The following is a 25,556-nucleotide window of genomic DNA, read 5'->3' on the forward strand; positions in this document are numbered from 1 at the left end:
TTGGGCCAACGGGTTCGTCGGCAAAGGATTGCCGACCTACAACCGTGCCGCCCTGTAGGTTGGGAATCCTTTCCCGACGCCACCTGCCAACCGAGCGTCTTCGTCGGCAAAGGATTGCCGACCTACGAAAGCTTGAATCAATTTACCGTCGTCGAAGGCGCATCGCTTGTGGCCGTCCGTGTTGACGGTGTTGATAGGCAAGCTCACTCCTGTTCTTGAAACCATGCTTCCAGACCGCTCCAACGGTGGGTGCCCAGGTAACGGGTTCTACAAGTCGTTCGATAATAGTTGCCGCCATCTGCTCCGAGAGAACATCTGAGATCCAACGGTGCGGGCTTGGTGTAGTGGCGAGCGATCAAAACGACGATCTTGTCGGCGCCGCAGCGCTCGATCCAAGCGTCTCCATGGACCTTATCATCCTGAGCCGAGCGGGTGAGCGAATAGGTGGATTTGCCGTAATCGACAATAAGCGATCCCGCATAGGCGGATCCCGTAAGAGGGTCCTTCCCGACGATTTCGTAGGAACCACCGAGACCGGCAGGAAACTCCGGATCGATTGTTGTATCGCGTTCACAAAAGTCCGCGGCGTAGAAGCTCGCCGGCGATCCGAGGAGACAGAGCACAAGCAATCTCTTCATGGCAGACTTAAAGAATTACTCATCCGACCACAAAAGCGGCCGCCCAAACAGTGACTCGTAACACCGAAACCACGCGGCTTTTGCCGGGCAGCTGGGACCGGAAGTTGGATTACCTCGTCTGCGAAAATACAAATTGTTTGGATTTCTGATTGAAGACGTAAAAAGCAAAATCACTCTCTTTTCTGTCACAACTAAGGGTTATTTGTTCTACCTTAGATTTATAGCTCCCGACATTCATGTATATAGGCGTCATGATGAACCCGAATGAACAGTCATGCTCTTGCGGATTAAATTCCTGAGTTACGGTTCGGGTGCGCTTGTCTATCACTTTGATCGTTTTGAAAATCACGCCGGACTCGGCACCTTCATAAACACCAATGAACGCGTGATTCTTGGTTTGCCCCCAAAATGGGATTTCTATATTGCCTTTCGTCAATCCCGCGCCGGTCTTGTCATCCAAAACAGCGCTTCGGTGCAGGCTCACATCGTAGCTCTTTCCGCCACTGACCCATGTTCCCTGAGCACCAGTCTCATCTGCGCTCAGCTTGAATTGGCAAGATGATGTGTCAAATCCAGATCGGGAACCTTGAACAATAATGCGATCAAATTCAGTCTCGTCATGAATTTCGCAAAGCTCAATAGTGCCTGAGCTACCGCGTTTGCCGTAGATCGGAATCGGAATAATGTTCTTGTCATAGTAGTAGCTCCCGTGGAAGGCTAGGCCACTGCCAAAGTCGTATTCCTGAAGTGAAAAATGGATGGGGTACGTACCAATTTTGCCGATGTAATTAGTGACCTGATACCACCCCGCTACCGCATTCCTACCGAAAAGTAGCAGCAATATCCCAAAAAAGGCGACTTTCCTCATACACGATCTCGAAGTGTAACGAGGGTATAGAAAAACCCTATTTTCGAGCATTTTAGGGTCTATAACTCGTTGATTATTCATGGACTGAATTTTCGAGTTGAGCGTTTTTCTACAGCATCAACGTTCGCGTTAACCCGCGAGCAAAAGGGGCGGGAGGCGGCCCCTTTTGCGAGTCGGTGTCGAAACGGGTTGTCGGCGGCGATTGGCGCCGCGAGAAACTACCTGCTTGCCTCAACATGGTGAGTGAAGTTGTTAAGAATGGCTTGCCACCCTTCGCGCTGTTGTTCGATAGAATGAGTTGGCTCGCTATCGAAGGTTACGCGTACTTTAATGCCTTTCGGACTATCAGCGAACTCTACCTGCGCTGCGCGATCGCCGAAGGAATACTCGATCAATTTGTGCTTCACGATATTCGTATAAGTGCCAGCGAAATCAAACCCCATGCTGCCGTCTTTTGCCTCCATTCGTGAGGAGAAGGTACCGCCAACGCGTAAATCGACCGTGGCAGCGGTTGTGTGCCAATCATCGGATGCAGCATTCCACTGTTTGATGTCCTCGGGTGTCGTATATGCACGCCAGACTTCCTCGATGGGTGCAGCTACGGTGGTTTCAACGGTAATTTTCATGGCGTGTCTCCTTTTTGATTGCAGCTAACGCCCAAGTGCAGCCGACGGGCCTTGTTGGGCGGCATTATCTCGATACTCAGGTTTTTCTTAGGACAACGTGAGTTGCTTTGTCGGTAGCCACACGCTCCACGCATCGATAGCCGAGCGAGCGCATGTTGATGCCGGAGAACAAGTTCTCCCCTGAACCTAGCAGAACAGGCGCAAAAGCAAGATGGAGTTCGTCGACTAGACCCGCGCGCAAATACTGTTGAACCGTTGCCACTCCACCGCCAAGGCGCACATCCATACCACCTGCCGCCGCTCTGGCGCGCTCTAGGGCCGCGTGGATTCCTTCTGTGACGAAATGAAATGTCGTGTCGCCTGCCATCGCGATGGGCGCGCGTGCATGATGCGTCAGCACAAAGACCGGTGTGTGAAACGGAGGGTTCTCACCCCACCAGCCTTTCCAGTGCTCGTCTGGCCAAGGGCCGCGAACCGGGCCAAACATATTGCGGCCCAAAATCCACGCTCCGATGTTTTGGATGCCGCGCGCCGCAAAATCGTTGTCTATTCCGGTTGTGCCCGTTTCTTTGCCGTACAGCAGTTGCTGAAACGTTGCGGTCGGGAAAAACCACTCGTGTACATCCAGACCCCCGATACCATTCGGATCTTCGAGGCTCTGTTCGGGCCCGGCGGCGAATCCATCAAGGGAAAGACTGAAACACAGCACGCGTACCTTACTCATCGTGATCTCCTAAGCGAGCGAAATGCTCTTTACGTAGTCGAACGGTGCTGTCCAATTTCGACACGGCCGTTTAATCATGGCTTCGATGACGCCCAACGTTTGAGCCGAGGGGCCAAGTGCCATGCCGGTGGAGATCGGCTCTGGCGAAGGGTAAGGCCACGCGTTCGGGCGAAAGCAGCCTTGACGTGAGACGAGCAGTCCACCGCCGCGCGAGCGCCTAGCTTCTCTTGCCCTTGATGCCAATGCAGTTGCCCCAGGGGTCTCGGACTTGGCATATGACGAGACCATTCTCTATGTTCAGCGGCCCGCGGTAGAGCGTGGCTCCGAGATCCTGGAGTGCGGCCAACGCTGCGTTGAACTCTGGCACTTGCCAGTAGGCGACGGTACCCGCCGGACCAGAGGAGACCTTCTCGTCGGAGGGCACGAACTCCAACTGAACATCGCCGACACGAACCGCTTGGAGTCCTGAGATGGAGTGAACCTGATCCGCTTCGGGGAACGCCCGCTGATACCAGGTACGAGCCTCTGACGGTACAGGCACGTGAATCATGAGTGCGACGAGTCAGTGCATAGTCCTGCTTGCGTGGCCTAATGCTGTGCATCACCGGCAGCAAAAGGCAGAGCGATGTGGCGCCTTTTGCTGTCCGAGTGCATGCGATTGTTAGGCATCTGTTTTGTCGTCACAGTATCCCCAACGCTTTAAGGCTCGCTTTACCCAGTTCTACACGTTTCTTGGCATCGGTTGCTTGCTGAATATCCATATTCAATGCAAACGCATATACACGATCGCCTTTTTGTACCCACCCGATCCACCAGCCAATACCTCGGTTAGGAGCGTTTTCCCAACCCGTTTTACCATATAGCGCCCAATTTTCTCCCCGCTCCATTAGAACGATTTCGCGAACGCTTTTCTGAACCGACCGGGGGAACGGCAATGCCCCCTGAGCCAACTTGGCAAGAAAACGAGTTTGCTCCACTGCACTGATTTTGAGTGGGCCATTCAGCCAAAAGGTATCGATGGACGTACCTATTTCTCCATTTCCGAAATCAAGCCGTGAAAGATTCTCGCTCATGCGCGTTAAGCCGATACGTCGGGCCAAACTCTGGTAGATCGGGACATTGGACAGGGTAATCGCATCGCGCAATCCCATATCCTTCTCCCAGGTTTTGAACGGCTGTGGGTGACCACCGTAAGGCAGGACTTCGTCAACACTCTCTACCGCGCCAACTGAGAGTCCGATCAGCGAGTGGGGAACCTTGAACGTTGAGGCTGGAACAAAACGTGTTTCAGCGCGAGCTTTGCCGTAGCCAATTAATCGTTGCGCGGTGACATCATAGAGAACGAACGTGCCGTTCACGCCGGAGCCTTTAAATATGGCAGCTACTTTGTCGCTTTCTTCCCAACCAACGGCATAGGCTCGAAATGTAAACAGTACAAATACCACAGCGAGTAGCTGCTTCATAATTTCCTTCTGCCTATCGAGGCTGTGGAAAACCCTTTTTTCGCGCATTCTAGGGTCTGTAACTCGTTGATTGTTCATGGACTGAATTTTCGAGTTGAGCGTTTTTCTACACCCTCGACGTTTGAGTTCACCCGCTCGCTACAGCGGGCGAAGCCCGCTGTAGCGAATCGGGTGCAACGAAGGGTCGGGCGGCATGCGGGCGCCTTGGTTCTCAGTCGAACTCATTGTGCTGAGGGAGTCTGTCGGTGATGGTGAACCACGGCGCCTTCGAGCCGACGAAGATGTGCGCCGAGGGACGGATGGTAGGTTCATCGCAAAGCGTCCCGAGCGGTACGTGGACGAACTGACCTTCTCGAACCACGGAATAAAGGAGGGAACCGCACTTCGCGCACCGTGCGTCGTGGGCAAGTTCCTCTCCGAAGATGAGCAGGGATTCGGGCCCCTGGCTGAGGATGAGCTTCTCACGCTCGATACCCGCGAACGGCTTGAAGGCAGCCCCAGTAGCGCGGCGGCAGTTCGAGCAATGGCAATTGAGTGCGTAGCAGAAGCTATCTTCGACCGTGTACCGGACGGCACCGCATAGGCATTTGCCCGACAACGAGCGAATGCTCGACGATGGATCGCGCGGTGTGTTCATGCCGCCCAACGACCAAGCTGACGCGCGCCGATGACGATGCCTGATAAAGCTGCAAAGCTTAGCGGCGTCGCCTCGAGCGCCTTGTTGGGCCCCACCTTACGAGCGCTTCTGCGCCAAATAGTCTGCATACTCATCTTGAATTACGAACTCGTTCACTAAGCGCTCTGTGCAGCAAAAGAACCGACGCTCTAGCTCAGCGGTAAGCTTGGAAAAGGAGTCGGCGCTGAACGTTTCTACCGGATCCTCAAACTCAAGTTCCGGGTCGAGCGGTCCGAATTCGTAAACGTCAGTAAACTCTGCGCTCCCGATATTCGCGCTCTCATAGACTGAGACAGTGAAGCCCTCTTTAGAGACACGCGCAGAAAGCCACCGAATGCCTGGCTTCCCGTCTCTGACACAACCGCCGAGGAAGCACTCAATTGCTTTCCCTCTACTCAGGGCGGACTCTGCTTCGGACTGGGTGAGGTATCTTCGCGCCATATTCTTGAGCCTAACGTTTGAGCTCACGCGCGCGCGGAAGCGGGCAAAGCTCGCTGTAGCGCGTCGGTTCGAGCGATCGGTTGGACGTCATGTGCTAGAACGCTGAACTGGTGACAAGAGGTTTGCGTCTCTGGCCAGGAGCCACTCGCCATGCTCACGCCGCAGGACCGTAAGCGTATACCCCACTCGCTCTATCGCCTGGCTCGCCCCTGGCGGTGTGACCGCGACAGAAAGTTTGGTCCATACGAACGCCATGTCACCAGAAACTTGAACCTCCTGAATCTCCGACGTGCCCTCGAACTTCGGACGAGGGCTGCCGGGCGGGACCTGTGACAGGGCCGCAAACTCCGCCTTTCGCATAGGCGGCCGGCCAGGAACGAGAAAGACAACATCGTCTGTCATGAGACCAAGCACGGTCTTTATATCGCCTGCCTTGGTGGCGGACTGCCACGTTTGAACAAGCGCGCGGATTTGGTCTTCATCGCTCAACATACTGATCTTGTTGATGGGACGCCTAACGTTCGAGCTAACGCGACCCTCCACGGCCGGCCGCGCGGGCAAGGCGGCATTCGTGGGTTTGAGCGTCTTGTTGAAGTACACCACTCGCTCCGTCACTGCGAAGCCCAGCTTGCGGTGGACGGCTTGACTCACCTCGTTCTCGATGGGCGTGTCGGAAGCCAACTCCACGCAACCTCTAGAAGTGGCCCACTGAGCCACCACCTCGACCAAAGCTCTTGCCACGCCTCGTTTTCGGGCGCCTGGGCTCACGTACAGACCTTCCAGGAATGCGACGGGCGCGGACTTAGTGCCGTTCACGTGGTCGGTCCGGATGGAGGCTTCGGCGAAACCAACTGCTCCTTGCTCTGCTGACCGGGCGATGAACTGAGCGTAGCGCTCCGGCTCTACCAAGAAGGCGGCCATCTCGTCCAGATGCTCGTCTGCGCGCCCATCAGGCCACAACTCGAGGCGCAAGCGCAGCCAGTCAGGATCCAGCGCAGTGGCCAACCGCTCGATCTTCATACCGCCCAACGCCTGAACTCGGCCGACGTTTTGCCGCGGCGGAGCGGAGGCAAAACGGTCGGCTGGCGTGCCGTGTTAGGCAGCAAGGTTCAGCTGCCAAGATACGCCGAAGCGATCATTTACCCAGCCGAACCGCTGGCTGAACCCGTAGTTGCCCAAAGGCATCAGGACTTGACCGCCCTCAGACAGCGTTTCAAATGCCTGCTCTAGCTCTGCTGCCGAACCAAATTCCACGAAAGTGGAACTCGAAGGCGTGAACGAAAAATCATGCTTTATCGGGCTATCCGAGCACATGAACTCGCGGCCGCAAATAGTGAATAAGGCGACCTTTATAGTGCCGGCAGGACCCGGCTCGCCTTGAGTCCAGTATTCGACTCGCACCATGCGGGAATCAGGGAAGGTGGCGAAATACAGGTCAAGCGCAGCCTGCGCGCTGCCGCCCTGAAACATGAGGAATGGTCTGGCTGTTGGCATTAGATACCTCGACTGGTGTTGGACGCTTAACGAAGCTGTAGAAAGACCCTATTTTCGAGCATTTTAGGGCAAACAACCGATTGATTGTTCGTGGGCTCAATTTTCGAGTTGAGGGTGTTCTACGGCCTCAATGCTTGAGTTATGCCGTGCCGTGAAGCGGCATCGGCTTGAATGAATTGTTAGGCGCTGCCATTGCGAAGCCTGATGTGTGATTCCGTTGGCTGAAGAAGATCCCACCTGTTGCCGTAGAGATCGAGAAACACGGCAACCGTCCCGTACGACTCATGCTTTGGTTCACGGACGAACACGACGCCCTTTGATCGATAGGACTCATAGTCGCGCCAGAAGTCATCAGTGTAGAGGAAGAGGAACACCCGACCACCTGTTTGGCCGCCAATGCGGCTTTCCTGGTCTGGGCTTGAGGCGCGCGCGAGCAGGAGTTGGCATTCTGTTGCGCCAGGTGGCGAGACGACAACCCATCGCTTGGATTGCTCAGGTACGAACGTATCTTCAACGAGTCTGAAACCGAGAGTACCGACGAAGAAGTCGATAGCTTCATCGTAGTCATGAACAACGAGGGAAACGAGGCCGAGCGATTGCTTCACTAAGATCTCCGACTGTGGTGGGTAAAGCGCCTAATGTTCACCATAATCGGCGGTGGAAAGCGGTGCGACGAAGGAGCGCTGCTTTCCACCGTCCGTGTTGATGGCGTTGTTAGCCAGTGATGCTTACCTCAACTCATAGATTCGAATACTTGAAATAAACGGATTGCTTTGGGCTAGTTTTTCGGCGGCATCAAGGCTTTCTGCTTCGATGATGTTGTAACCCGTAATGGACTCCATATTCCAGGGTAGATCCCTGGCGCCGTTCTTTGAAATTTCTCGACCACCGGCGAACCCACCCTGCTCGACTTGCTTGTCTGAAATGGACTCGAACCAAGCCTGCCAAGCCTTCATGATTTCCGGGGTGGGTTTTTCAAATCCATAATGCAGGAACATAAACTTTTTCATTGGTTTCTCCTGGTAAAGTGTTGAGGCTTGATTTTGGATTTTTCTGTCTTTGGGGGTAGAGTGCCAACGTAAGTCAGTGCCATTTGCAGCCAGCTTTCGAGAGCATTGTCCTGGCTTATTCCAGCAGGTTCAATCGATATGAAACCAGGCATGGGATGACCGCCACCGTCGCAACGCTTTGCCATGGCATTGGCAAGTGCCTGCGGTTCGGCATCTTTGCCGACGCGAACCATCAGGCCTTTCTTTGAAGCGCAGCACAGCATGTTGCCGTTTAACAGAAAGGTTACGCCGCCAAACATGCGCTTCTCTGAAACCGGCAAGCCGATGAGCGAGTTCCGGATTCTGTCTTCAAGACTTGCGGTGCCGGAATGTTGGTGCGTATTCATCACGGATTACCCCTCTTGAGGCATGGGGGGCATTTCCTGGAAGGCAGGCAGTGCCGGGTCAAGGTGATCCCATGCCTGCAACCGCTTCGTGTAAATCGCCATTTGCGGCGATATGGCTGCAGGGGAGTCCAGGCTCGCCACCCTGAATGTCACCATGCCTGGCATGCCGGAACTCTTTCCGAACAAGGGACTGCCACAGGTTGGGCAGAAACTCGTGATAACGCTGTTCCCGCTATCCGCCTTCCATTCAAATCCGCGGACGTTACCACTGATCCTCATTGCGGCTTCCGGTACCAGCGCGTGAAAGGCATGTCCTGAACCGCTGAGCTTGCGGCAACTTTCGCAGTAACAAAACCCCGTCATGGCCGGGGCTGCGGTGACTTCATATCGTACGGCGCCACACAGGCAGCCGCCTTTTATGTCGACTGAGGCATTTATCTCTGTGTTCATGTTCTTATCTCCGTATTAGATGGGTGCTTGCAAAGTGCAAGCGACAGAATCATGACATGTAGACTTGCATATTGCAAGTGACTCATGTAGCGTAACGATATGAGCAAAGAAGTTGACGTACCCGCATTCCGTTCTCAATGTCCCGTCGCTGCGTCGCTCGATTTGCTGGGTGACAAGTGGAGCCTAGTTATCGTTCGGGACTTGATGATCGGCAAAAGAAAATACAAGGATTTTCAGGATTCTCCAGAGGGCATTCCGACAAATATTCTCGCAAACCGCCTGCGTAAACTTGAAGGAGACGGAATCATCGAAAAACGTCCTTATCAAGAGAAGCCCGTAAGGTACGAATACGCTTTGACCCGCAAGGGGGCGGATTTGCTACCAGTACTACAACAGCTGGCGCTTTGGGGACACAAGCACATTCCAGGAAGTTGGTCTCCACCCGACTGGTTCTTGAACGCAAAGCCAGGCGACCTTCCGCAGGAAAAATAGCGTTGTGATTCGCTAATTTATGGCTAACGTTCCACTTGAGCCGCGCCTTGCCCTGGAGCGTAGCGGAAGGGTAAGGCGTCGGACTCGAAGCGTTTGTTAGCGGACAACCTCGGTCTCCCAGCCATCGTACTCTCCGCCATAATCTCGAGCTGCCCGGAACAACGGGATGGTAAGATCGTCTATGTTAGCGATTGATGGGACGCCGATGCAGGACAGCCTGATACCGTAACTGTTTTGATCGGATTCCGGTTCGATCAATGCTACTGTTGTGTAGCCGAGCGTTGCTGCGTGACTCGAGAACTTCTGACGCGAGTCTGAATCAGGAAAATATACCCAGTGCTCGATGGGTCTCTCCTTTTCGAGACGGTCGCCGTTTCTTTCGAGGGCCTCGCAGGTTCGACGATTCTGAATGCGCTCTCGGTCTTCATCTGACGGATACAGAAACCTGAAGTAGGCGTTCCAATCAGGGTCGCTTCGCGTGCCATACTCGAACTCATAGGAAGGAAAAGCTTTCATGACATCTGCGACTCGTTCCGCCCAACCCTCGGCGGTGCGAGCATAGAAGTAAAGGTCGCGACACCCGTTAGAGGTGCTTCGGCCAACATAAAGCGCCGTTCCATCTCCCCGCAATGATTCCAGGGCGTCTTCTAGAGACTTGAGGGTTTCGAACTCGACTTGACTCGACAGACCATCATCTCGCGGCGCCTGCATATGAGTGCGGACATAGGCCATCACCGAATACTCGGCCATGGGTGCTTCTTTGGCTATACCAAGGTCCACGAAGATGGATGCCGGCTTGTTGTCTACACTGCAGAAATAGAAGTCCCAATCGTCGCTCATGATCTTTCTTATTCGCTAAGTTTGAGGTAACCGGCCGCCGGAGCCCGAAGGGCGGAGGGAACCCGCAAGCGCAGCTTGCGGGCGGTCCGGTTGACCGAGAGGTTAGGCGGATGCCCGCAGCTTGTGCGGATTTCTATTTGGGCATGTTTGGTCACTGCATCTCTCCGGGATGGTTTTTGTTCCCATGACCATTAGTGCACCACATTTCTTTCCGTCGCGCATGAACGAGCATCTTTTTCCCGTTGGACGCTCGGGTAGCCAGTAATCGCACCCCTTGGACGTGCACTTGTAAATAGGACCGAAACGGCCCCGAGCCACTTCCAAAGTACCTTGTTTACAGCTTGGACATGGTACCCCGGTCGGAGGAAGACCAGCATGTGCGCATTCTTTGTCAGCCATCGTCGGCGCTCCTGAGTTCGGTTAGGGAATAGCTGGCGCAAGCGGTATTCCGATTGCGCCAGCAAATACTTCGGGGATTAGGCCGTGCCTTCCGCCATTGCTATGAACTCGGGATTAGGTACGGCACCGGCCAAGTGATTGCTATAGTTGGTGAGCGTTTTCAGGGCCACCCCCATCACCACCTCAAATACCTGAGCCTTGGTGTAGCCTGACACGAGGAATTTCTGCACATCTTCTTCTTTGACCCACCCCTTTTCTTCCACGACCTTGCGAGTGAAGTCGCGCAGCGCATTGAGCTTCCGGTCGGGCAGTGGCTCAAGGGCAATAACCGCCTTCAAGACAGCGCCATCAACTTCGGCCCTACGTCCCAACGCGGTGTGTACCGTCTTGCAATAGCTGCACCCGTTTAGCGTGCTGACGGTAAGCAAAACGACCTGTCTTTCCTGCGGCGTCAGCGAAACCTTGTCGAAAGCCCTGTCGAGGTTAAGTACGGCATCGAGTACCAGAGGCGATTCGGACACATAGGCCCCCAGATTCGGAATGAAGCCGTAGAGGTCCTTGACTTTCGCCAGAACTTCGGCGGCACCTGCCGGCGCGGTCATGTCTGAGTGTTGAGTGAAGATGCTCATGATTTCTCCGGAAAATGTAGTTGAGTATGCCGGCAAGCCCTCCGACTAGACCGGTCGGTACAGACTAGCGCAGAGTAGACAGACCGGTCAACTGTTGGTAACGTTGCACCATGACTCAGCAAGAATTAGGGGTAACCCAAAATGAAACCCGCAGAATCACTCGATACGCGTGACCGTCTGCTCCAAACAGCCGCCGCCCTGATGTGGGAACGCAGCTTCCAAGCTACCGGGGTTGATGAGTTGTGCCAGCGTGCGAACGCAAAGAAAGGCAGCTTCTATCACTTCTTTCCCTCAAAGTCCGATCTTGCGGTTGCGGCCATGGAAAGCTTTTGGGAACACGCAAGAGCTGGGATTTTTGAGCCAGTCTTTTCAAGCTCGGAGAGCGGCCTGACTCAGCTTCGTGAGCTGATTGAAAGAATTCATGAATTGCAGGTCCAAGTCTCCGCTGAAAAGGGAGGAGTTCTAGGGTGCCCCTTCGGCAACTTGGGACAGGAGATGGCGCGCCAGGACGAGAAAATACGAGAGGCGTTGCAGAAGATTTTCGACTCTCACTGCCAGTTCATCGAAGCCGCGCTTATCCGTGCGGAACAGGCAGGTGAAATTCCGGCGGGTGATAACCGGCAACGAGCGAAGAACATATTCGCCTTGCTGGAGGGGGCGCTCCTATTGGCAAAGGTCGCAAACGACCCGCAGATATTTCGCCGCGTGATATCGGCGGTGACAGTTGTTGCAGCCGCCTAACGTTTGAGGTGAGGGGCCGCCGGAGCGGCGTAGCCGCGGAGGGAACCTGCAAGCGCAGCTTGCAGGTTCCCTCTCGACCGAATGGTTAGGGGTGTGGCTTTTCGTCGGAAAGCCCTTGTTCGCTCTTCTGAAGAATCTGTGGGACGAGGCGTTCTGAGAAACCAGCAATAAATGCCCAGAAGAGAAGCTTTGCTACATCCTGCCCTGATGCTGGATAGGTAGAGTTGATGAATCTGATCAGGTCGTCTGCTGTTGGTAGAGGCTCAGAAAATGGGGGAAATGCAAAATGAGGAAAGAGTGGTCCGTTCAAGATTTCACTCAAAAAGCCTACGTATAGAACGAGAGAGAATATCCCACCGTAGATTGGAATTAGCAGAATCTGAAACCATGACCGGGACAATAGTTCAAGTTCTTCATCGGCAAGCTTCTTCAGGCGTTGCTGGATGCTTACAAAACCACCAAGTAGTCCGCAACCAAAGCATAACCACGACACCATGAGTCGCTGGTGAAAGAGGAATGACAGCCCGAATATCGAAACCACTATCACGAGAGCGCAGGCTGTCATGAGAATAAGCCGCTTAGTAATTGTGTGGAGCTTTTCAGTTCGGCTGGACATAAGGCTTCCTTCTGCGTGAGCCCCTAACGTTCAAATTGAGGGGCGCGCCGTTTTTGGCGCGTCCCTCTCGAATGCAGGGTTAGGAGCGGGCCTGGCAAACCGACCGATAATGCCGAGATGGGTAAAACCAAACCCCACTGAATACTTGAGCCCGTAACCTAGAGCACGGTCAAAGCCAATGTGGGCGCACCATATGACGCCCGCACATGAAAGCACGGGGGCAGGGAGGAGGAACCCTACGAGAAGACAGGCAATCGCACCGATATACGAGTGTGCGGCATTGTAGGTTATGGCACCAACCCGTGCCCCAGCGAGATAACCTAGAAACGAAACGTCCGGGGTGAGAAAGAACAATGCAAACGTACCCCAGCTAAAGCCCAATTTCGAGTAAGCAAGCACCGCTGCGAGGAGAACACACAGCCCCTCAAGTCGAAGCATTAAACGTACAGCACCTGTAGTTTCACCGGACATTTGATCTCCTTGCATAGCGTCTAACGTTCACCATAACCGGCAGGCTTGGGCGACTCGCCGGACGCGTTGACCAAGACCGTCCGCGTTGATGGCGTTGTTAGGCCTTAGCTCAACCATTGCCCGCTAAGGCCCTTGGAATTTTCAAAATCATTGGACGGAGTACCTCTCCTTGGAAATCGGAAAAGTAGTTTGCCAACGCATAGAGCTCATCGGACGCGATTTCTTGATCGGGAATATTTGGCCTACCAGACTTCAAGGTGTCTGGCCTATCAAAGTTGCCGTAAATGCGCCCGTGAACAATTTTGTTGCGGTCCTCGAAGGCATTTTTTGCGTTGTCTAGAACCGCCATTAGGTCATCACGGCCCTCGAAATCGAGTTTGGCAGCGACCGACTTCGCCTTCTTAATTTTCCGACTTACCGGCCACCGCTGTTCTTCCTCAGTGAATTCCTCCACTGCGTTCAGCATGAACAGCAAACTATCGATTTGCTCCTCCAAGTATGCGGAGTATAGCGCTACGAAGCCGAGCCCCCCAACAATGTCACCGTCGTCGTTTAGCACGGTAGATTCCTAAGGCCTAACGTTTGAGCTGAGGGGCCAAGTGCCATGCCGGTGGAGGTCCCGCTCCAGCGAAGGGTTAGGCGTCGCTGGCTTCTTACGCTATGTGGGTGACTGCGCCGGGTATTTGCACCCAGGAATGCATGCGCTCCTCGTACACGGATACGCTGGGCGCCGGGAAAGATGGGTCGGCAAATGCGCCGACGGGGATTGCGACAAAGCCCTCTGGAAGCTTGTAGTAGACCGTGGAGCCGCAGTGTGGGCAGAAGTTGAAGGTGATTCGTGTTCCTTCGTCTCCGACGCGAACGAACTCCTTGGATGTGCCAGAGATGGTGACGGCCTCTTGCGCGAAGCGCGCTTGTGCACCAAAGACACTTCCCGTGCGCTGCTGACAAGCCAGGCAGTGACAGACGGACATGCGGATTGGGTCGGCAGCAACCTTGGCCTGTAATTGGCCGCAGCTACAAGAAGCGGTGCGCTGGGTCATTGGTGGATGCGGAGTGGGTGTGCGACGCCTAACGCTATGCATAAGGGGCGCGCAGCGAAGCGGAGCGTCCCAGTGAGCAATAGCGAACGAACTTGATGCACTTGTTAGGCATTTTTCACCGCCTCGGCCCAAAAACGCTGCGCCGCTTCCCCTATGCCACAATCTTTTTCAGTTTCTGCCAGCTCCACTAAAGCCTCGTGAAACTTAATTGCTTCTGTTTCCAGACCGAGACTGCGAAGGCTTTTCAAAATTCTCGTTATTCGCAAATTGTTATGCGTATCTTTAACAAACCAATTGGATTTTTTACGCTCCCAATTTTCCGATTTCTTTATTCCACTGCCAGTGTCGACAAGACCATAGAAAGCCAACATACGATTGAAGCTCGCCTTCAAATGCTGCTGTAATATTTCATCATTTAAGAATTCCTCCTGAATCTCTTTTGTGATGGTTGGCGCACCTGGGGTAACCCGGCTTTTTTCCTTGTTGGGAAATAACCATTGAATATAGTCGTGGGTTACTTCCAGCCAGTAGTCGTCTTGCTCAAGAATTTCTGCGAGCAGCCGACCTCGACTATCTGGATGGCTCCCTATGTAGAACAAGATCAGATGGTTCATGTTTACATGCCTAACGTAAAGCTAAGGGGCAGGACAAATGCGCAGCATTTGGCCTGTCCCGCTTGAGCGCCATGTTATACGAGGAGTTGGCATTCAATTCTTGTTCAGCCAAAAGAAGGCGAGGATGCCTAGACCCAACAGCCAGCCACCAGCTTGGCCCCAAAGAACGTATGGGTTGTCCTCGTTGGAGCTGGAATCGCTTGAATTAGGGAAGTTGAAGAACCAATATATGCACCCAACGGGGACCAGAACCGAAAACAGGTTCCCGAATATTTGGTTGAGCGTTAGAGCCCCAAGCGGGACATCGCCGAGCGGTTTTGGATCAAGCCAAAAGTAGCCGATGATCCCAATCGCTGCGATGAAGATCGCCCTGAAGAGTACGCCCCACCAACGTAGGAGCGCCCAACCAATTGCGTCAATCTTCGACGCCACAGGGCCGGGGCGCCCCTGATCTGGGTTAGGGGCGGCGTCCAAGTCGTTCTCAGGCTGATGTTCGGACATTCGCGCTTACTCCTCTAGCTCTGATAGGCACCATTTTCCACGTATAACGGCATGGCTGAGGGGCCGGGGAAAGCGCGCAGCGCTTTTCCCGGCCCCTCTCTAGCCAGTTGTTAGGCTCTCCGGCTAACCGAAAAGCCATTTTGCGAGCCCCGCGATTACGAGACCGATAAGTATCCCTGTGACGAGATTCCATGCCCTTATTCGGCTCTCGTAGGTTCTCTGTTCATTCTTAGCCTCGGCCTCTTCGAGCTCCCGTATTCGGTTGCGCATGGCAAGTCGAAAGCCAGCGCTCAGATCTCTGTCTCCGAGCATCTCATCCGCTTGCCTTAGCTCGGCGAGCTTTATAGAGGCGATCTCGTCTCTATTGTCGCGCTTAAAGGATCGCTGAAAAGCGGCGATAATCTCCTGCTTTCTTTGGTCAGATATGCGCATCGGCTCTCAATGCCAACGTTCGCCATAACCGGCGCGCAAATGCGGAGCGCAGCGTAGCTTTTGCGCGTCCGAGTTGATGGCGTTGTTGGCCGTTATCTGACTCATCTTCAACGGCCCCGATGCCAAATACATCCGTTACAGGAAGCCCGGTTAAGAGCTTGGAAGCAGCTGCCACGTGGCTCGGAACGTGAACCAAGAACGAAAGCAGCATTTCTTCTATTTCTTCATCTTTCCATTTATCGGGTTCAGCGCAGAATTTTGCAAAACGCGCTAAATCATCAAGCCAATCCGTCATGTGGAACGCCACATCATCTGCGACATTCTCGGGAAGCTCGGAGCACCACCTCCCTGATGCGGTCTTCAACGGCTTTTGCATCCAATGGCACGGCGCGCTCTTTCGTGACGGCTAACGACCAATCTAACCCGACGGGGTGGAGCGCAGCGGAACCCCGGTCGGGTTGAGCGCTGTGTTAGGCGCGACGAGCTTGGAGAAATGGTGGCTTGCCAATAGCATCCCCTCTCGTTCATAGAACCGGTGAGCGTCCTTTCTCTGAACTCCTGAATCGAGGTGTAGCTGCTCGCACCCCTGCTTCTCAGCAAATTCGGTGAGCCATGATAGTAGGGCAGAGCCGAAGCCGCGAGAGCGGTGGCTTGATAGCGTAACGAGATCATCAACGTACAAGAAGCGCCCCCACGCTAGGCTTTCGCCCAGCCGGAATCCAGCTGCGGCGACAGGCCCTTCGGGCTCTTGTAGATAGGCCAAGAGATACCCGGACTCCTCAAGGGCTCGCACCTTTGCGACAAAAGAGCCTTCGTCCAGTTGCGGCCGAAGCTCGGGCATTAACGGGAAACAGGCAAGTATTTCTTCATCCGATCTTGCTATTTGTACTTTCATGCGGTGTTTCCTGCGCCCAACGCTTGAGTTAAGCCGTGCCGTGAAGTGGCATCGGCTTGAATGAATTGTTAGGCGCTGCCATTGCGAAGTCTGATGTGCGATTCCGTTGGCTGAAGAAGATCCCACATGTTGCCGTAGAGATCGAGAAACACGGCAACCGTCCCGTACGACTCATGCTTTGGTTCACGGACGAACACGACGCCCTTTGATCGATAGGACTCATAGTCGCGCCAGAAGTCATCAGTGTAGAGGAAGAGGAACACCCGACCACCTGTTTGGCCGCCAATGCGGCTTTCCTGGTCTGGGCTTGAGGCGCGCGCGAGCAGGAGTTAGCATTCTGTTGCGCCAGGTGGCGAGACGACAACCCATCGCCTGGATTGCTCAGGTACGAACGTATCTTCAACGAGTCTGAAACCGAGAGTACCGACGAAGAAGTCGATAGCTTCATCGTAGTCATGAACAACGAGGGAAACGAGGCCGAGCGATTGCTTCACTAAGATCTCCGACTGTGGTGGGTAAAGCGCCTAACGTAAAGTTGAGTGGCGCGCCGCGTTTGGCGCGTCCCTCTCGAACGCCGTGTTGGGCCTATTTGGCACTGCGAGACCCCGCCAGCGCGGTGAAAACGCCGAGGCCAATAAACGCCCCACCCCCAAGCCAACAACCGATACGACGGGCGCCACGAGCGCGCGTCAACGCGGGTGCGACTGCACCGGCCGCTAAGGCATAGGTGCTGTCCGTGACTGCGGCAATTGCAACGAAGATCGAACCGAGCGCCATAGTTTGAAACATCGGCGATGCCTCCGGGCTCAAGAACTGGGGCAGGAACGCAGCGAAGAAAACTGTGGTCTTTGGGTTAAACAGTGCTACAACGAAGCCATCGCGGAAGATGTGGCCAACTGGTGCTGCCTGAGGCACGGAGGTTGAAACCTCGGCTTGTGACTCACGCAACATTTGCACACCAAGATAAACAAGGTAGAAGGCCCCTGCGTACTTGACGACTGTGAAGGCGGCTGAGGAAACAGCAAACAAAGCTGCAAGACCGACAGATGCGGCAAATACATTGCCAAGGTTACCAAAAGCGACAGCAGCCACTGAAACCAGCCCCGAACGGCGGCCTTGGACGAGGCTCCGAGTAACGATGTAGAACACGCCCGGGCCTGGCGTAACTGCGAGCACAACGCTCGCAAGCAAGAATGCGGAAAACAGTGACCAGGATGAAAACAAAGTAGTCATGGTCACTTTCCTTGACAGGCCCAACGGCGAAAGTAACCGGACGCCGCGCGAGGCGGCAGGCTAGAGCGACGACGGTTGCCGGCGGTCCGGTTGACTGTATAGTTAGGGCTGGCGGCCAAAACTGTCTGTATTTTCATAGCCGCTTACCTGGACAAGATGTACTGAATGGCCTGAAGCTTCTCTGCACTCAGACAGTGTAGGTCTTTTTCATCGATCCACTTCTCGCCCAGTAACCTTGCAAATACAAAGATCAGTTGCGAATAGCGGTAATCGTATTTTTCATCAATCGCTCTTCGTTGCTTGGTGAGGTAGTCGTGAACCGCCCAAAGGTCTTCGGGTTTTTCCACCTTCGCGGCCATATCTTTGAACTTGGCCATGATTGAAGCGCATTCCTTCTCGAGCGCTTTATCAAAGGCTCGCCTTGCGACTTTTTTCTCCGAATCAGACCACTTGAAGTCCATGATGACGTAATCCTAAGTTTTTGTTGCCTAACGTTCGCCATAACCGGCGGCAAAAAGTGGCGTGACGAAGAAGCGACGCTTTTTGCCGTCCGAGTTGGTGGCGTTGTTATGCACGCCTGAACCCCGCGCGCACCCACGCCACTGCTACACCCAGCAAGTATAGAGCTAAAGGCACGCCCAACGCCGCCAAGCCCCGCTGCAAGTTTGGCGTGAGGGTGCTCGCAGTTCCTGGGCTGTGCTTCGCGTCAATTTCCGAGAAGCCGTATCTGTATGCAGGATGTTTGTTCAAATATTTGTCATGCGTGGCCTCTACGAGCTGCCTATCCGACATATCGGAGTAAGCGGCCCGCACCGATACTGTGGTGTGGCCACGTAGATCCGTGGACTGTGCGATTAGATACCGGATTAGCTCATTGAACAAGTCGTGATATCTCTGTTCCTCAGAACACCGCGAAGTGATTGCCACGGACGAGGTAGCGGCGATCCAGACGACCGATAAGACGACCCACGCTCTTTGCCACCCGTTGAATCTCATGTTCTTCTCAGTGCATAACGCTCCGCATTAGCCGCGTCGGCTGCATGCGGTTGTTATGCGAGATTTCGCGCCCATTATCCCCATAGCTCGCAATGGAATAGCCTGCGTCGCACAATTTCATGGAGTACCGACCTTCTTCACGAATCCCCCCTTGGAGTCGAACATGATGTATGTCTTTGAAGGAAGAACTCTCGCGATTCCGCCCTCGTCAATGGCGACAATTTTCAGAACTCCAACACTGTAACCTTGGTCCCGTTCCGAGATTTCGATCAGACAAGGTTCGGAACGGCTGCAACCGCAGATCTCGGCCGCTTGACGCTCTATTCCTTTTCTCAGTTCATCCGCGGCAGTCGCGCCAGCGACCAGTAGTAGCCCAGCACCCACTAAGTAGCGCAATCGAGAGTTACGCATAACGTCTGAATTCACCGGCCTGCGCGGCTCTTTGCGCAGGTCCGGTGGAATGATGGGTGTACGCCCGACATGGGCATGAACTGATGGGGTGAGAGTCCCCTGTAGGAGTACCTGTAATGCCCATTCTTTGGGCCAATGTAACTACTAGCCGACGGCAAGGGCAACTCCGCGAGGAGTGGTCTGAAGGAAGCCCGAGCGCAAAGGTGCGAGCCGACGAACAGAAACCGCATAGAAGGCTCAGTCTCCGGGTGAGTCAGCACATGATGACGAAACCCGCCGGGTACGGGAGATAGGGTAAATGCGGCGGTTGTGCGCTGAAAGCTCATGTTCTTATTCGGGGAGATCTGTCCGGCGAGCGGCTGGGATAGGTTATGGGAGTCGGACTGAGGTCCAGGGCGAAAGCCTTGGAATAGCCACCGGACCCTACGACCTGTCTTTGGCAGCGCGTCTTGCGGCAACGCAGGGTGTGACCGGGCAGAAGTCAGCAGAGGCCATACTAGCCGCATCGGCCTGGAAGACCGGACGGTGAAGGGCCGAACACAAGAAGACAAGGAGGAGCCGTGAGCGACTCGGTATCGACGATGAACCCGACCGGGGGAGCCGATGTCCGGCGTGGCGTCACGCAGCCAGCCTTGCACGACGATCTGATGGAGCGGGTGTTGGACCGTGCGAACCTGCGACGGGCCTGGAAGCGGGTGAAGGCCAATCGGGGTGCGCCCGGCATGGACGGGATGCGCATCGAGGACTTCGCCGAGTTTGCGCGCTCGCATTGGGCCGAGATTCGCCAGCAACTGGCCGATGGCAGTTATCAACCCCAAGCGGTACGACGGGTGTCGATCCCGAAGCCGGGAGGGGGCGAACGACTGCTGGGTATCCCGACCGTCATGGACCGGGTGATCCAGCAGGCCATCGCGCAAGTATTGACGCCGATCTTCGACCCCGGCTTTTCGGAGTCGAGTTTTGGTTTCCGACCGGGACGCTCCGCCCATGGAGCGTTGAGGCAGGCACAAGGTCATCTTCAGGCCGGCTACCGCATCGCCTGTGACCTGGACTTGGCGAAATTTTTCGACAACGTCCGGCACGATGTCTTGATGGCTCGTGTGGCCCGCAAGGTTGGCGACAAGCGGCTGTTGGCGCTGGTTGGCCGGTATTTGCGGGCGGGTGTTCTGGTCGGCGAGTCCATCCAGGTAACGGCGTTGGGGACGCCGCAAGGCGGACCGCTGTCGCCGTTGCTCGCCAACATCCTGTTGGATGACTTGGACAAGGAACTGGAAGGGCGTGGCCACCGGTTCGTCCGCTATGCGGACGACCTGCTGATCTTGGTCAAAAGTCAGCGGGCCGGCGAGCGGGTGAAGGATAGCGTCACGCGCTTCCTGACCGGCACGCTCAAACTGGTGGTCAACGAGCAGAAGAGCCGGGTGGTCAAAACCGACCAGGCCAAGTTTCTCGGATTCAATTTCCGGGGAACCAAGCTGCGTTGGGGCGACCGGGCATTCGAGGACTTCAAACACAACATCCGGACACTGACCGGGCGTAGCTGGGGTGTCTCGATGGCTCACCGGTTTTACAAGCTCGCCCAGTATATCCGCGGTTGGATGGGCTACTTCGGCATTTCGGACTACTACCGCCCGATCCCCGAACTCGACCACTGGCTTCGACGCCGGGTACGCATGTGCTACTGGAAACAGTGGCGCTACGTGCGTACCAAGGTCAAGAACCTGTTGGGTTTGGGGACGAGCAAGCGCCAGGCAATCCTGACGGCGATCAGCAGCAAGAGCTACTGGCATCTGTCGCGGACGCTGGCGACGCAGACCGGGATGACCAACCAATGGCTGAAGACCCAGGGGCTGATCACTATCCGTGATCTTTGGATGAAGGCCCATGGCTACACCTGACATCGTCGTGTGCTCCCTTTTCGTGAACCGCCCGGTGCGGACCCGCATGCCGTGGTGGTGTGGGGACTGGGGGTTAGAAACCCCTGGTTACCCGATTAGGTTCGACTTGTTTCATGGTTTAGCTGATGCGCCCTAGCTTTGTGGCTGCCGCAGCATAGACGGTCATCGTAAGTTCGCAGTCTTTGAGCGCCCGGTGATTTCCATTTGTATCTAGCCCGCCCATTCCGGCAAGACTTGCCAACTTGTAACTCTTTAGCCCTGGCCAGGCGCGGCGCGACATATCTAGGGCACAAGAAACCGGGTTTTCGATCTTTCTTCCGACGAGACTCGCAGCCTTTGTGAGAAAGGTATGGTCAAATGGCGCGTTGTAGTAAACCAAGCGATGATCACCGATGAATTCCAGAAATCCATTCATAGCGGATTCTATGCCCTCACCATCTCGGTCTAACATTTCATCGGTGATGCCCGTTAATTCGGTTATTTTCTTTGAAACTTTCTTGCTCGGTTTGACGAGAGCAGAGAGGGTTGTATGAAAATTAGAGTCACGGTTGACTTTGACCGCACCTATTTCAATGATTTCGTGTTTTTCTGGATCTAAGCCAGTTGTTTCAATGTCTACAACAACAAAATGTTCGGGTAAGAGCGATATGTCGGCCTTTTGTGGTTTACGGCGCAAAAAGTAATACACGAGAACAACCGCCGCGATTATTAGAACTATCCACAACATACGCGTTACCTCCCGGAGAACCTAACGTTTGACATAACCGGCTGGCTTACAGCGGGCTTTGCCCGCTGTAAGCTAGTCCGAGTTGATGGAATTGTTAGGGGTATGGCTAAACAATGCCACGGTTGTCGTACTTGATTGGTTTTGTGAAGTTGTCATGTGGTTTCTTTTCTTCGGTTGCCAATGACTCGAAATGTTCTTTTTGTTTTTGTAACTCAAGAGCGTGTTGTTTTGTCTGTGCGTGGTAGGCATGAGCAACCAGCGCAAGGGTAAATAATGAACCAACTAGAGCTAACAGCAGTAGCAACACTAGCCGGAGCAGGAATACTTGCTCTTGCGACTGTGGTAGGTACGAAGCAGGCAGAAACGATGGGAGACTATATGCGGCTCCTGACGCTGCAATGGTCGCCAGTGCTAGCCTACGCGACCACTTTGTGGGTAGCAGATCATCTAGCCAAGTTTCTAGTGCCATGAGTGATACCCCTAACGATTTTCTTCACCCGCGCCCGCACGCGGCCGAAAAAGAGAGGGGCGAAACGCCCCGGGCGTCGGGTGGAAGAACTTGTTGGGCGCTTCACTTGCCATGACTTACTCTGAGAACCGTTGCATCTGCTTTTGAAATCTCCGCGACTGCCACGCCACCCAGCGTTCCAGGCAGGAGCGTGCCTTCCACTACCCACACGCCGTTCCTCAAAGAGGCTCGATAGGGTCTTTCTGCTTCAATTCTCTCGCGCCCATAAATGGGTTCCCAAATCGCCACGGCGATACGGATTGCCGTCTCTGCGTCGGGCACATAGCCAGATGCCGGCTTATAGGAATGCGCAGTTTCGCCCGCAAGAGCTGGCAATGCGTTCCCGATCATCAATGCAAAAAGAACTGGGACGTATCTCTTCATGGCGCCCAACTTTGTATTAGACACCTACCTCAGGTGTATAACACCGATCCGTGAGGTGTATAACTCGGGATGTCCTATCCTAAGCTTCTGTATTCTATAAACTAGTTTCATGTAGACAGGACTCATGGCTGAAGCAAATACACCGCCTGCCGCAGGTGGTCCGAAGTTGCTGGACCAGGTGCGTGCCCGCATCAGGGCGATACGATATTAGTAGGGAAACACAATATGTCCAGTGGATCAGGCGCTTTATCCTATTTAGCGGCAAACGCCATCCCCGCAACATGGGCATCGTCGAGGTGGAAGCGTTTCTTACTCATCTGGCGGTGGAAGGCAATGTTTCCGCCTCGACGCAAAATCAAGCCTTGGCGGCTCTCTTGTTTCTCTATCGAGAGGTATTGCGCCTCGACTTGCCGGGACTGAAGGACGTAGTTCGGGCTAGAGCATTTTCATATCTACTGTACGGGCACTCGCGAGTAGGTCGGGAATCCCTTCCCGACGCCACGTCCCGGCCGAGCGTCTTCGTCGGAAGGGTCGCGACTAAAGCGACCGTTTGCGATTGGAGCGCCGAAGCCCCCCTTCCCGACGCCACGTCCCGGCCGAGCGTCTTCGTCTGCAAAGGATTGCCGACCTACGAATGCTTGAATCAATTCACTCGAGCCGAAGGCGCCAACGACGTCCACCAAGCCGGTTTTGCCGTACGAGCGCGATGAAAACGCGCTAAGCGGCCGACGCGGTTGCCGACGGTGTTGACCCGTTCCGAGGTTCAATCAGTGCTCGCCCGCATGGATGGCGTTTACGGGCTGATGGCGCGCTTGCTTTACGGAACCGGCATGCGATTGATGGAGTGCGTGCGCTTGCGGGTGAAGGATGTGGACTTCGAGCGACGGGAAATTCTCATTCGCGATGGCAAGGGAGCCAAGGATCGGGTGACCGTGTTGCCGGAGAGTTTAAGAGTGGCGTTGCAGGCTCACCTTGCGGAGCGCCGCAAGCTGTATGAGCAGGATTCGGCCGAGGGGAAATCCGAGGTGTATCTTCCCGATGCCCTGGCGCGCAAGTATCCTCAAAGGCCGAAAGAGTGGGGCTGGCAGTATGTGTTTCCCTCCGGGAGCTGTTCGATCTATCCGCGCAGCGGTCGCGAGCGGCGGCATCATGTGGATGAAAAATTATTGCAGCGGGCCATGAAAAAAGTCGTCCAGGCTGCCGGAATAGCCAAGCCGGCGACGCCGCACACGTTGCGGCATAGTTTTGCCACGCACCTGATCGAAGGAGGCTACGACATCAGAACCGTCCAGGAACTGCTCGGACATAAGGACGTGAGCACGACCATGATTTATACCCATGTGCTGAATCGCGGCGGACGAGGCGTGGTTAGTCCGCTCGATCGGATGTGATCGCCATGATCGGCTGCGGCTCACAACAGCCACTCGATGGGCAAGGCCGACAGGAGCCGGATGCCGGCGCGCAGCCAGAAGCTCGTGCCGGGTTCCGTGTCGTGCCGCACCCACTCCCCGGATCGGTGCTCGGTCCAGTACAACTGCCCATTGTTTGACAGGCGCACCTGGTATGAGTTGGCGGGAATGCGGCTGTCGAACGCCGTGGAGATATTCCTCGCCAGGGCCGGAATGTCGATGACGAAGCCCATTTCGGTGTTCAGCTTGGCCGAGCGCGGATCGAAATTGAACGAGCCGATGAAAACGCGCGAACCGTCCACCGAGAAGGCTTTCGCGTGCAGGCTCGATGCGGAGCTGCCGGAGCTGCCGGAGCTGCCGGAGCTGCCGGAGCTGCCGGAGCTGCCGGAACTGCCCGGCAGTCCCGCGCGTCGGTTCGTTCGCGGCGACAAGCGCCGCAATTCATAGAGCGTAATGCCCGCTTCGAGCAGCGGTTTGCGCCGCTTCGCATACCCGGCATGCACCGCTGCCACGTCGGTGGCTTCCAGCGAATTGGTCAGTATCGTGACGTTCACGCCGCGTTCCGCCATGCCGACGAATGATTCGACACCCGCGGCGGTGGGCACGAAATAAGCCGATACGAGTTCGACATCCGTGGCCGGTTCGCCGATGATCTCATTCATCTGATGGGGCAAAAGCTCGTCCGACTCGGCCCGGCCGAGCGCCTTGGCGGGGTCGTCGCTGACCATGCGGGCGGGAGCCCACTCCAGTGCCAGGCGGCCTTCCGTCAGTTCGCGCACGAACGGCAATTGGCGTATCGCAGCCATGTAAGCCGCCGCGGCGGGGTCGCGCTCGACCAACGACGCCTGAGATGCGAGCTGCTCCAGCCGCGCGGGGTCGGCCGGCGGCAGCAACAGGCCGACGGGGTAGGACGAACCGCTCGCCCAGTAACGGTCGAAATCGTTCGACACGTCCTCGACGATAGGCCCCACCGCCATCACATCGAGATCCACGAACACCGTACCCTCGGCGGCGTCGAAGTACTCGTCCCCGACATTGCGGCCGCCGATGATCGTGGCTTGATTGTCCGCCGTGAACGACTTGTTGTGCATGCGCCGGTTCAGCCGGGAGAAGTCGGTCAGATACCCGATCAGGCGCGGTTTCCGGATCACGAACGGGTTGAACAGCCGGACTTCGATGTTCGGATGAGCGTCCAGCGCGGCGAGCGTAGGATCGAGCCCGGCGGTGTTGTTGTCGTCGAGCAAGAGGCGCACGCGGACGCCGCGCTCGGCCGCGGCGTGCAGCGCCTCGAACAGCAAGGTGCCCGACCGGTCCTTGCGCCAGATGTAGTACTGGACGTCGAGCGAGCGCTCCGCGGCCCGCGCGAGCAGCATCCGCGCGGCGAACGCGTCGCGCGAATCCGGCAGCGGATAGAGGCCGGATTGTCCCGGATGCGCGGCGACCGCCGAGGAGATCGCCCGCCCGAGCCGGGTGGTGTCGGTGTCGACCAGGGCGGTCGAAACGCTGCGGTTTTCCAGTGACGGCAAAGTGCTGTATCCCTCAAA

At 55.4% G+C, this 25,556-nt stretch carries 33 protein-coding genes and 2 pseudogenes; 5 read left to right on the forward strand and 30 right to left on the reverse strand.

Annotation, left to right across the window (positions count from 1 at the left end):
- Positions 1-203 precede the first annotated feature (203 nt).
- The 12 genes from B2A78_RS10800 to B2A78_RS10870 all read right to left on the reverse strand — a co-directional run bounded on the left by B2A78_RS10800 (position 204) and on the right by B2A78_RS10870 (position 8,776).
- On the reverse strand, positions 204-638 hold the full coding sequence (locus B2A78_RS10800) for a hypothetical protein (RefSeq protein ID WP_077730005.1): 435 nt from the start codon (positions 636-638) through the stop codon (positions 204-206).
- A gap of 109 nt (positions 639-747) precedes the next feature.
- Positions 748-1,506: a hypothetical protein gene (locus B2A78_RS10805; RefSeq protein WP_077730006.1), complete on the reverse strand. Its 759-nt coding sequence runs from the start codon at positions 1,504-1,506 to the stop codon at positions 748-750.
- 218 nt (positions 1,507-1,724) lie between these two features.
- Entirely contained in the window at positions 1,725-2,132 is a 408-nt protein-coding gene (locus tag B2A78_RS10810) for an SRPBCC family protein (RefSeq protein WP_077730007.1), read from the reverse strand.
- 76 nt (positions 2,133-2,208) lie between these two features.
- Complete coding sequence (locus B2A78_RS10815; protein WP_077730008.1) at positions 2,209-2,856, reverse strand: dihydrofolate reductase family protein; 648 nt, start codon at positions 2,854-2,856, stop codon at positions 2,209-2,211.
- Between the two features lie 680 nt (positions 2,857-3,536).
- On the reverse strand, positions 3,537-4,397 hold the full coding sequence (blaOXA, locus tag B2A78_RS10825; protein WP_240502480.1) for a class D beta-lactamase: 861 nt from the start codon (positions 4,395-4,397) through the stop codon (positions 3,537-3,539).
- 133 nt (positions 4,398-4,530) lie between these two features.
- Positions 4,531-4,956, reverse strand: a complete 426-nt coding sequence (locus B2A78_RS10830) for a GFA family protein (RefSeq protein ID WP_077730010.1) — start codon at positions 4,954-4,956, stop codon at positions 4,531-4,533.
- Positions 4,957-5,523: 567 nt separating this feature from the next.
- Positions 5,524-6,456, reverse strand: coding sequence for an aminoglycoside 6'-N-acetyltransferase (gene aac(6'), locus B2A78_RS26315; protein ID WP_240502486.1), 933 nt, complete (start codon positions 6,454-6,456; stop codon positions 5,524-5,526).
- Positions 6,457-6,531: 75 nt separating this feature from the next.
- Positions 6,532-6,930 carry a VOC family protein gene (locus tag B2A78_RS10850; RefSeq protein ID WP_077730012.1) on the reverse strand — a complete coding sequence of 133 codons (399 nt, stop codon included), beginning with the start codon at positions 6,928-6,930 and terminating at the stop codon, positions 6,532-6,534.
- Positions 6,931-7,109: 179 nt separating this feature from the next.
- Positions 7,110-7,535, reverse strand: coding sequence for a VOC family protein (locus tag B2A78_RS10855; protein WP_077730013.1), 426 nt, complete (start codon positions 7,533-7,535; stop codon positions 7,110-7,112).
- 123 nt (positions 7,536-7,658) lie between these two features.
- Positions 7,659-7,940, reverse strand: a complete 282-nt coding sequence (locus B2A78_RS10860; RefSeq protein ID WP_077730014.1) for a YciI family protein — start codon at positions 7,938-7,940, stop codon at positions 7,659-7,661.
- Positions 7,937-8,326 carry a TfoX/Sxy family protein gene (locus tag B2A78_RS10865; RefSeq protein WP_077730015.1) on the reverse strand — a complete coding sequence of 130 codons (390 nt, stop codon included), beginning with the start codon at positions 8,324-8,326 and terminating at the stop codon, positions 7,937-7,939. Before B2A78_RS10865 ends, B2A78_RS10860 begins: the two co-directional genes overlap by 4 nt.
- A 6-nt stretch (positions 8,327-8,332) precedes the next feature.
- Positions 8,333-8,776, reverse strand: coding sequence for a GFA family protein (locus tag B2A78_RS10870; RefSeq protein WP_077730016.1), 444 nt, complete (start codon positions 8,774-8,776; stop codon positions 8,333-8,335).
- Between the two features lie 99 nt (positions 8,777-8,875).
- Between B2A78_RS10870 and B2A78_RS10875 the strand changes: the two genes are divergently transcribed.
- The gene (locus B2A78_RS10875) at positions 8,876-9,268 is read left to right on the forward strand and encodes a helix-turn-helix domain-containing protein (protein WP_077730017.1); all 393 of its coding nucleotides are present in this window, start codon (positions 8,876-8,878) and stop codon (positions 9,266-9,268) included.
- 96 nt (positions 9,269-9,364) lie between these two features.
- Here the strand turns inward: B2A78_RS10875 and B2A78_RS10880 are convergent, their stop codons facing one another.
- The gene (locus B2A78_RS10880; RefSeq protein ID WP_077730018.1) at positions 9,365-10,108 is read right to left on the reverse strand and encodes a DUF695 domain-containing protein; all 744 of its coding nucleotides are present in this window, start codon (positions 10,106-10,108) and stop codon (positions 9,365-9,367) included.
- A gap of 476 nt (positions 10,109-10,584) precedes the next feature.
- Positions 10,585-11,136 carry a carboxymuconolactone decarboxylase family protein gene (locus tag B2A78_RS10885; protein ID WP_077730019.1) on the reverse strand — a complete coding sequence of 184 codons (552 nt, stop codon included), beginning with the start codon at positions 11,134-11,136 and terminating at the stop codon, positions 10,585-10,587.
- A gap of 141 nt (positions 11,137-11,277) precedes the next feature.
- Here B2A78_RS10885 and B2A78_RS10890 point away from each other — a divergent pair, with 141 nt between their 5' ends.
- Positions 11,278-11,877 carry a TetR/AcrR family transcriptional regulator gene (locus tag B2A78_RS10890; protein ID WP_077730020.1) on the forward strand — a complete coding sequence of 200 codons (600 nt, stop codon included), beginning with the start codon at positions 11,278-11,280 and terminating at the stop codon, positions 11,875-11,877.
- A gap of 85 nt (positions 11,878-11,962) precedes the next feature.
- Here the strand turns inward: B2A78_RS10890 and B2A78_RS10895 are convergent, their stop codons facing one another.
- The 12 genes and pseudogenes from B2A78_RS10895 to B2A78_RS10950 form a co-directional block, all read right to left on the reverse strand.
- Positions 11,963-12,493, reverse strand: coding sequence for a hypothetical protein (locus tag B2A78_RS10895; protein ID WP_077730021.1), 531 nt, complete (start codon positions 12,491-12,493; stop codon positions 11,963-11,965).
- A 30-nt stretch (positions 12,494-12,523) separates the two neighbouring features.
- Positions 12,524-12,979, reverse strand: coding sequence for a DUF4260 domain-containing protein (locus tag B2A78_RS10900; protein ID WP_346425841.1), 456 nt, complete (start codon positions 12,977-12,979; stop codon positions 12,524-12,526).
- Positions 12,980-13,073: 94 nt separating this feature from the next.
- Entirely contained in the window at positions 13,074-13,523 is a 450-nt protein-coding gene (locus B2A78_RS10905; RefSeq protein ID WP_077730023.1) for a hypothetical protein, read from the reverse strand.
- A 94-nt stretch (positions 13,524-13,617) separates the two neighbouring features.
- On the reverse strand, positions 13,618-14,007 hold the full coding sequence (locus B2A78_RS10910) for a GFA family protein (RefSeq protein ID WP_077730024.1): 390 nt from the start codon (positions 14,005-14,007) through the stop codon (positions 13,618-13,620).
- Positions 14,008-14,111: 104 nt separating this feature from the next.
- On the reverse strand, positions 14,112-14,621 hold the full coding sequence (locus B2A78_RS10915) for an opioid growth factor receptor-related protein (protein WP_077730025.1): 510 nt from the start codon (positions 14,619-14,621) through the stop codon (positions 14,112-14,114).
- A 93-nt stretch (positions 14,622-14,714) separates the two neighbouring features.
- Positions 14,715-15,122, reverse strand: a complete 408-nt coding sequence (locus tag B2A78_RS10920; protein WP_077730026.1) for a hypothetical protein — start codon at positions 15,120-15,122, stop codon at positions 14,715-14,717.
- 123 nt (positions 15,123-15,245) lie between these two features.
- Positions 15,246-15,554: a hypothetical protein gene (locus tag B2A78_RS10925; RefSeq protein ID WP_077730027.1), complete on the reverse strand. Its 309-nt coding sequence runs from the start codon at positions 15,552-15,554 to the stop codon at positions 15,246-15,248.
- Entirely contained in the window at positions 15,541-15,930 is a 390-nt protein-coding gene (locus tag B2A78_RS10930) for a hypothetical protein (protein WP_077730028.1), read from the reverse strand. Before B2A78_RS10930 ends, B2A78_RS10925 begins: the two co-directional genes overlap by 14 nt.
- A 42-nt stretch (positions 15,931-15,972) precedes the next feature.
- Complete coding sequence (locus B2A78_RS10935; RefSeq protein ID WP_077730029.1) at positions 15,973-16,449, reverse strand: GNAT family N-acetyltransferase; 477 nt, start codon at positions 16,447-16,449, stop codon at positions 15,973-15,975.
- A 68-nt stretch (positions 16,450-16,517) separates the two neighbouring features.
- Positions 16,518-16,943: pseudogene (locus B2A78_RS26985) on the reverse strand (VOC family protein).
- A 91-nt stretch (positions 16,944-17,034) separates the two neighbouring features.
- A complete protein-coding gene (locus B2A78_RS10945; RefSeq protein WP_077730030.1) occupies positions 17,035-17,682 on the reverse strand; it encodes a LysE family translocator in 648 nt (215 codons plus the stop codon).
- Between the two features lie 143 nt (positions 17,683-17,825).
- Entirely contained in the window at positions 17,826-18,143 is a 318-nt protein-coding gene (locus B2A78_RS10950; RefSeq protein ID WP_205780747.1) for a hypothetical protein, read from the reverse strand.
- Positions 18,144-19,649: 1,506 nt separating this feature from the next.
- Here B2A78_RS10950 and ltrA point away from each other — a divergent pair.
- Positions 19,650-20,984: a group II intron reverse transcriptase/maturase gene (gene ltrA / locus B2A78_RS10965; RefSeq protein ID WP_205780748.1), complete on the forward strand. Its 1,335-nt coding sequence runs from the start codon at positions 19,650-19,652 to the stop codon at positions 20,982-20,984.
- A gap of 118 nt (positions 20,985-21,102) precedes the next feature.
- On the opposite strand, the gene B2A78_RS10970 is transcribed toward ltrA, so the two are convergent.
- From B2A78_RS10970 to B2A78_RS10980, 3 genes are all read right to left on the reverse strand, one after another.
- Complete coding sequence (locus tag B2A78_RS10970) at positions 21,103-21,711, reverse strand: 3'-5' exonuclease (protein WP_077730035.1); 609 nt, start codon at positions 21,709-21,711, stop codon at positions 21,103-21,105.
- A 106-nt stretch (positions 21,712-21,817) separates the two neighbouring features.
- A complete protein-coding gene (locus B2A78_RS10975; protein WP_077730036.1) occupies positions 21,818-22,180 on the reverse strand; it encodes a hypothetical protein in 363 nt (120 codons plus the stop codon).
- Between the two features lie 102 nt (positions 22,181-22,282).
- Positions 22,283-22,603, reverse strand: coding sequence for a YbbC/YhhH family protein (locus B2A78_RS10980; RefSeq protein ID WP_077730037.1), 321 nt, complete (start codon positions 22,601-22,603; stop codon positions 22,283-22,285).
- Between the two features lie 182 nt (positions 22,604-22,785).
- Here B2A78_RS10980 and B2A78_RS26320 point away from each other — a divergent pair, with 182 nt between their 5' ends.
- Both B2A78_RS26320 and B2A78_RS10990 read left to right on the forward strand, forming a co-directional pair.
- Positions 22,786-23,313, forward strand: a complete 528-nt coding sequence (locus B2A78_RS26320) for a phage integrase N-terminal SAM-like domain-containing protein (RefSeq protein ID WP_240502482.1) — start codon at positions 22,786-22,788, stop codon at positions 23,311-23,313.
- Positions 23,314-23,328: 15 nt separating this feature from the next.
- A pseudogene (locus tag B2A78_RS10990) lies at positions 23,329-23,994 on the forward strand (integron integrase); the annotation flags it as partial.
- Positions 23,995-24,014: 20 nt separating this feature from the next.
- On the opposite strand, the gene B2A78_RS10995 reads toward B2A78_RS10990, so the two are convergent.
- Positions 24,015-25,538: a phospholipase D family protein gene (locus B2A78_RS10995; protein ID WP_240502483.1), complete on the reverse strand. Its 1,524-nt coding sequence runs from the start codon at positions 25,536-25,538 to the stop codon at positions 24,015-24,017.
- Positions 25,539-25,556: the final 18 nt, after the last annotated feature.

It is taken from the genome of Methylocaldum sp. 14B, assembly GCF_002005105.1.
Taxonomy (GTDB): Bacteria; Pseudomonadota; Gammaproteobacteria; order Methylococcales; family Methylococcaceae; genus Methylocaldum.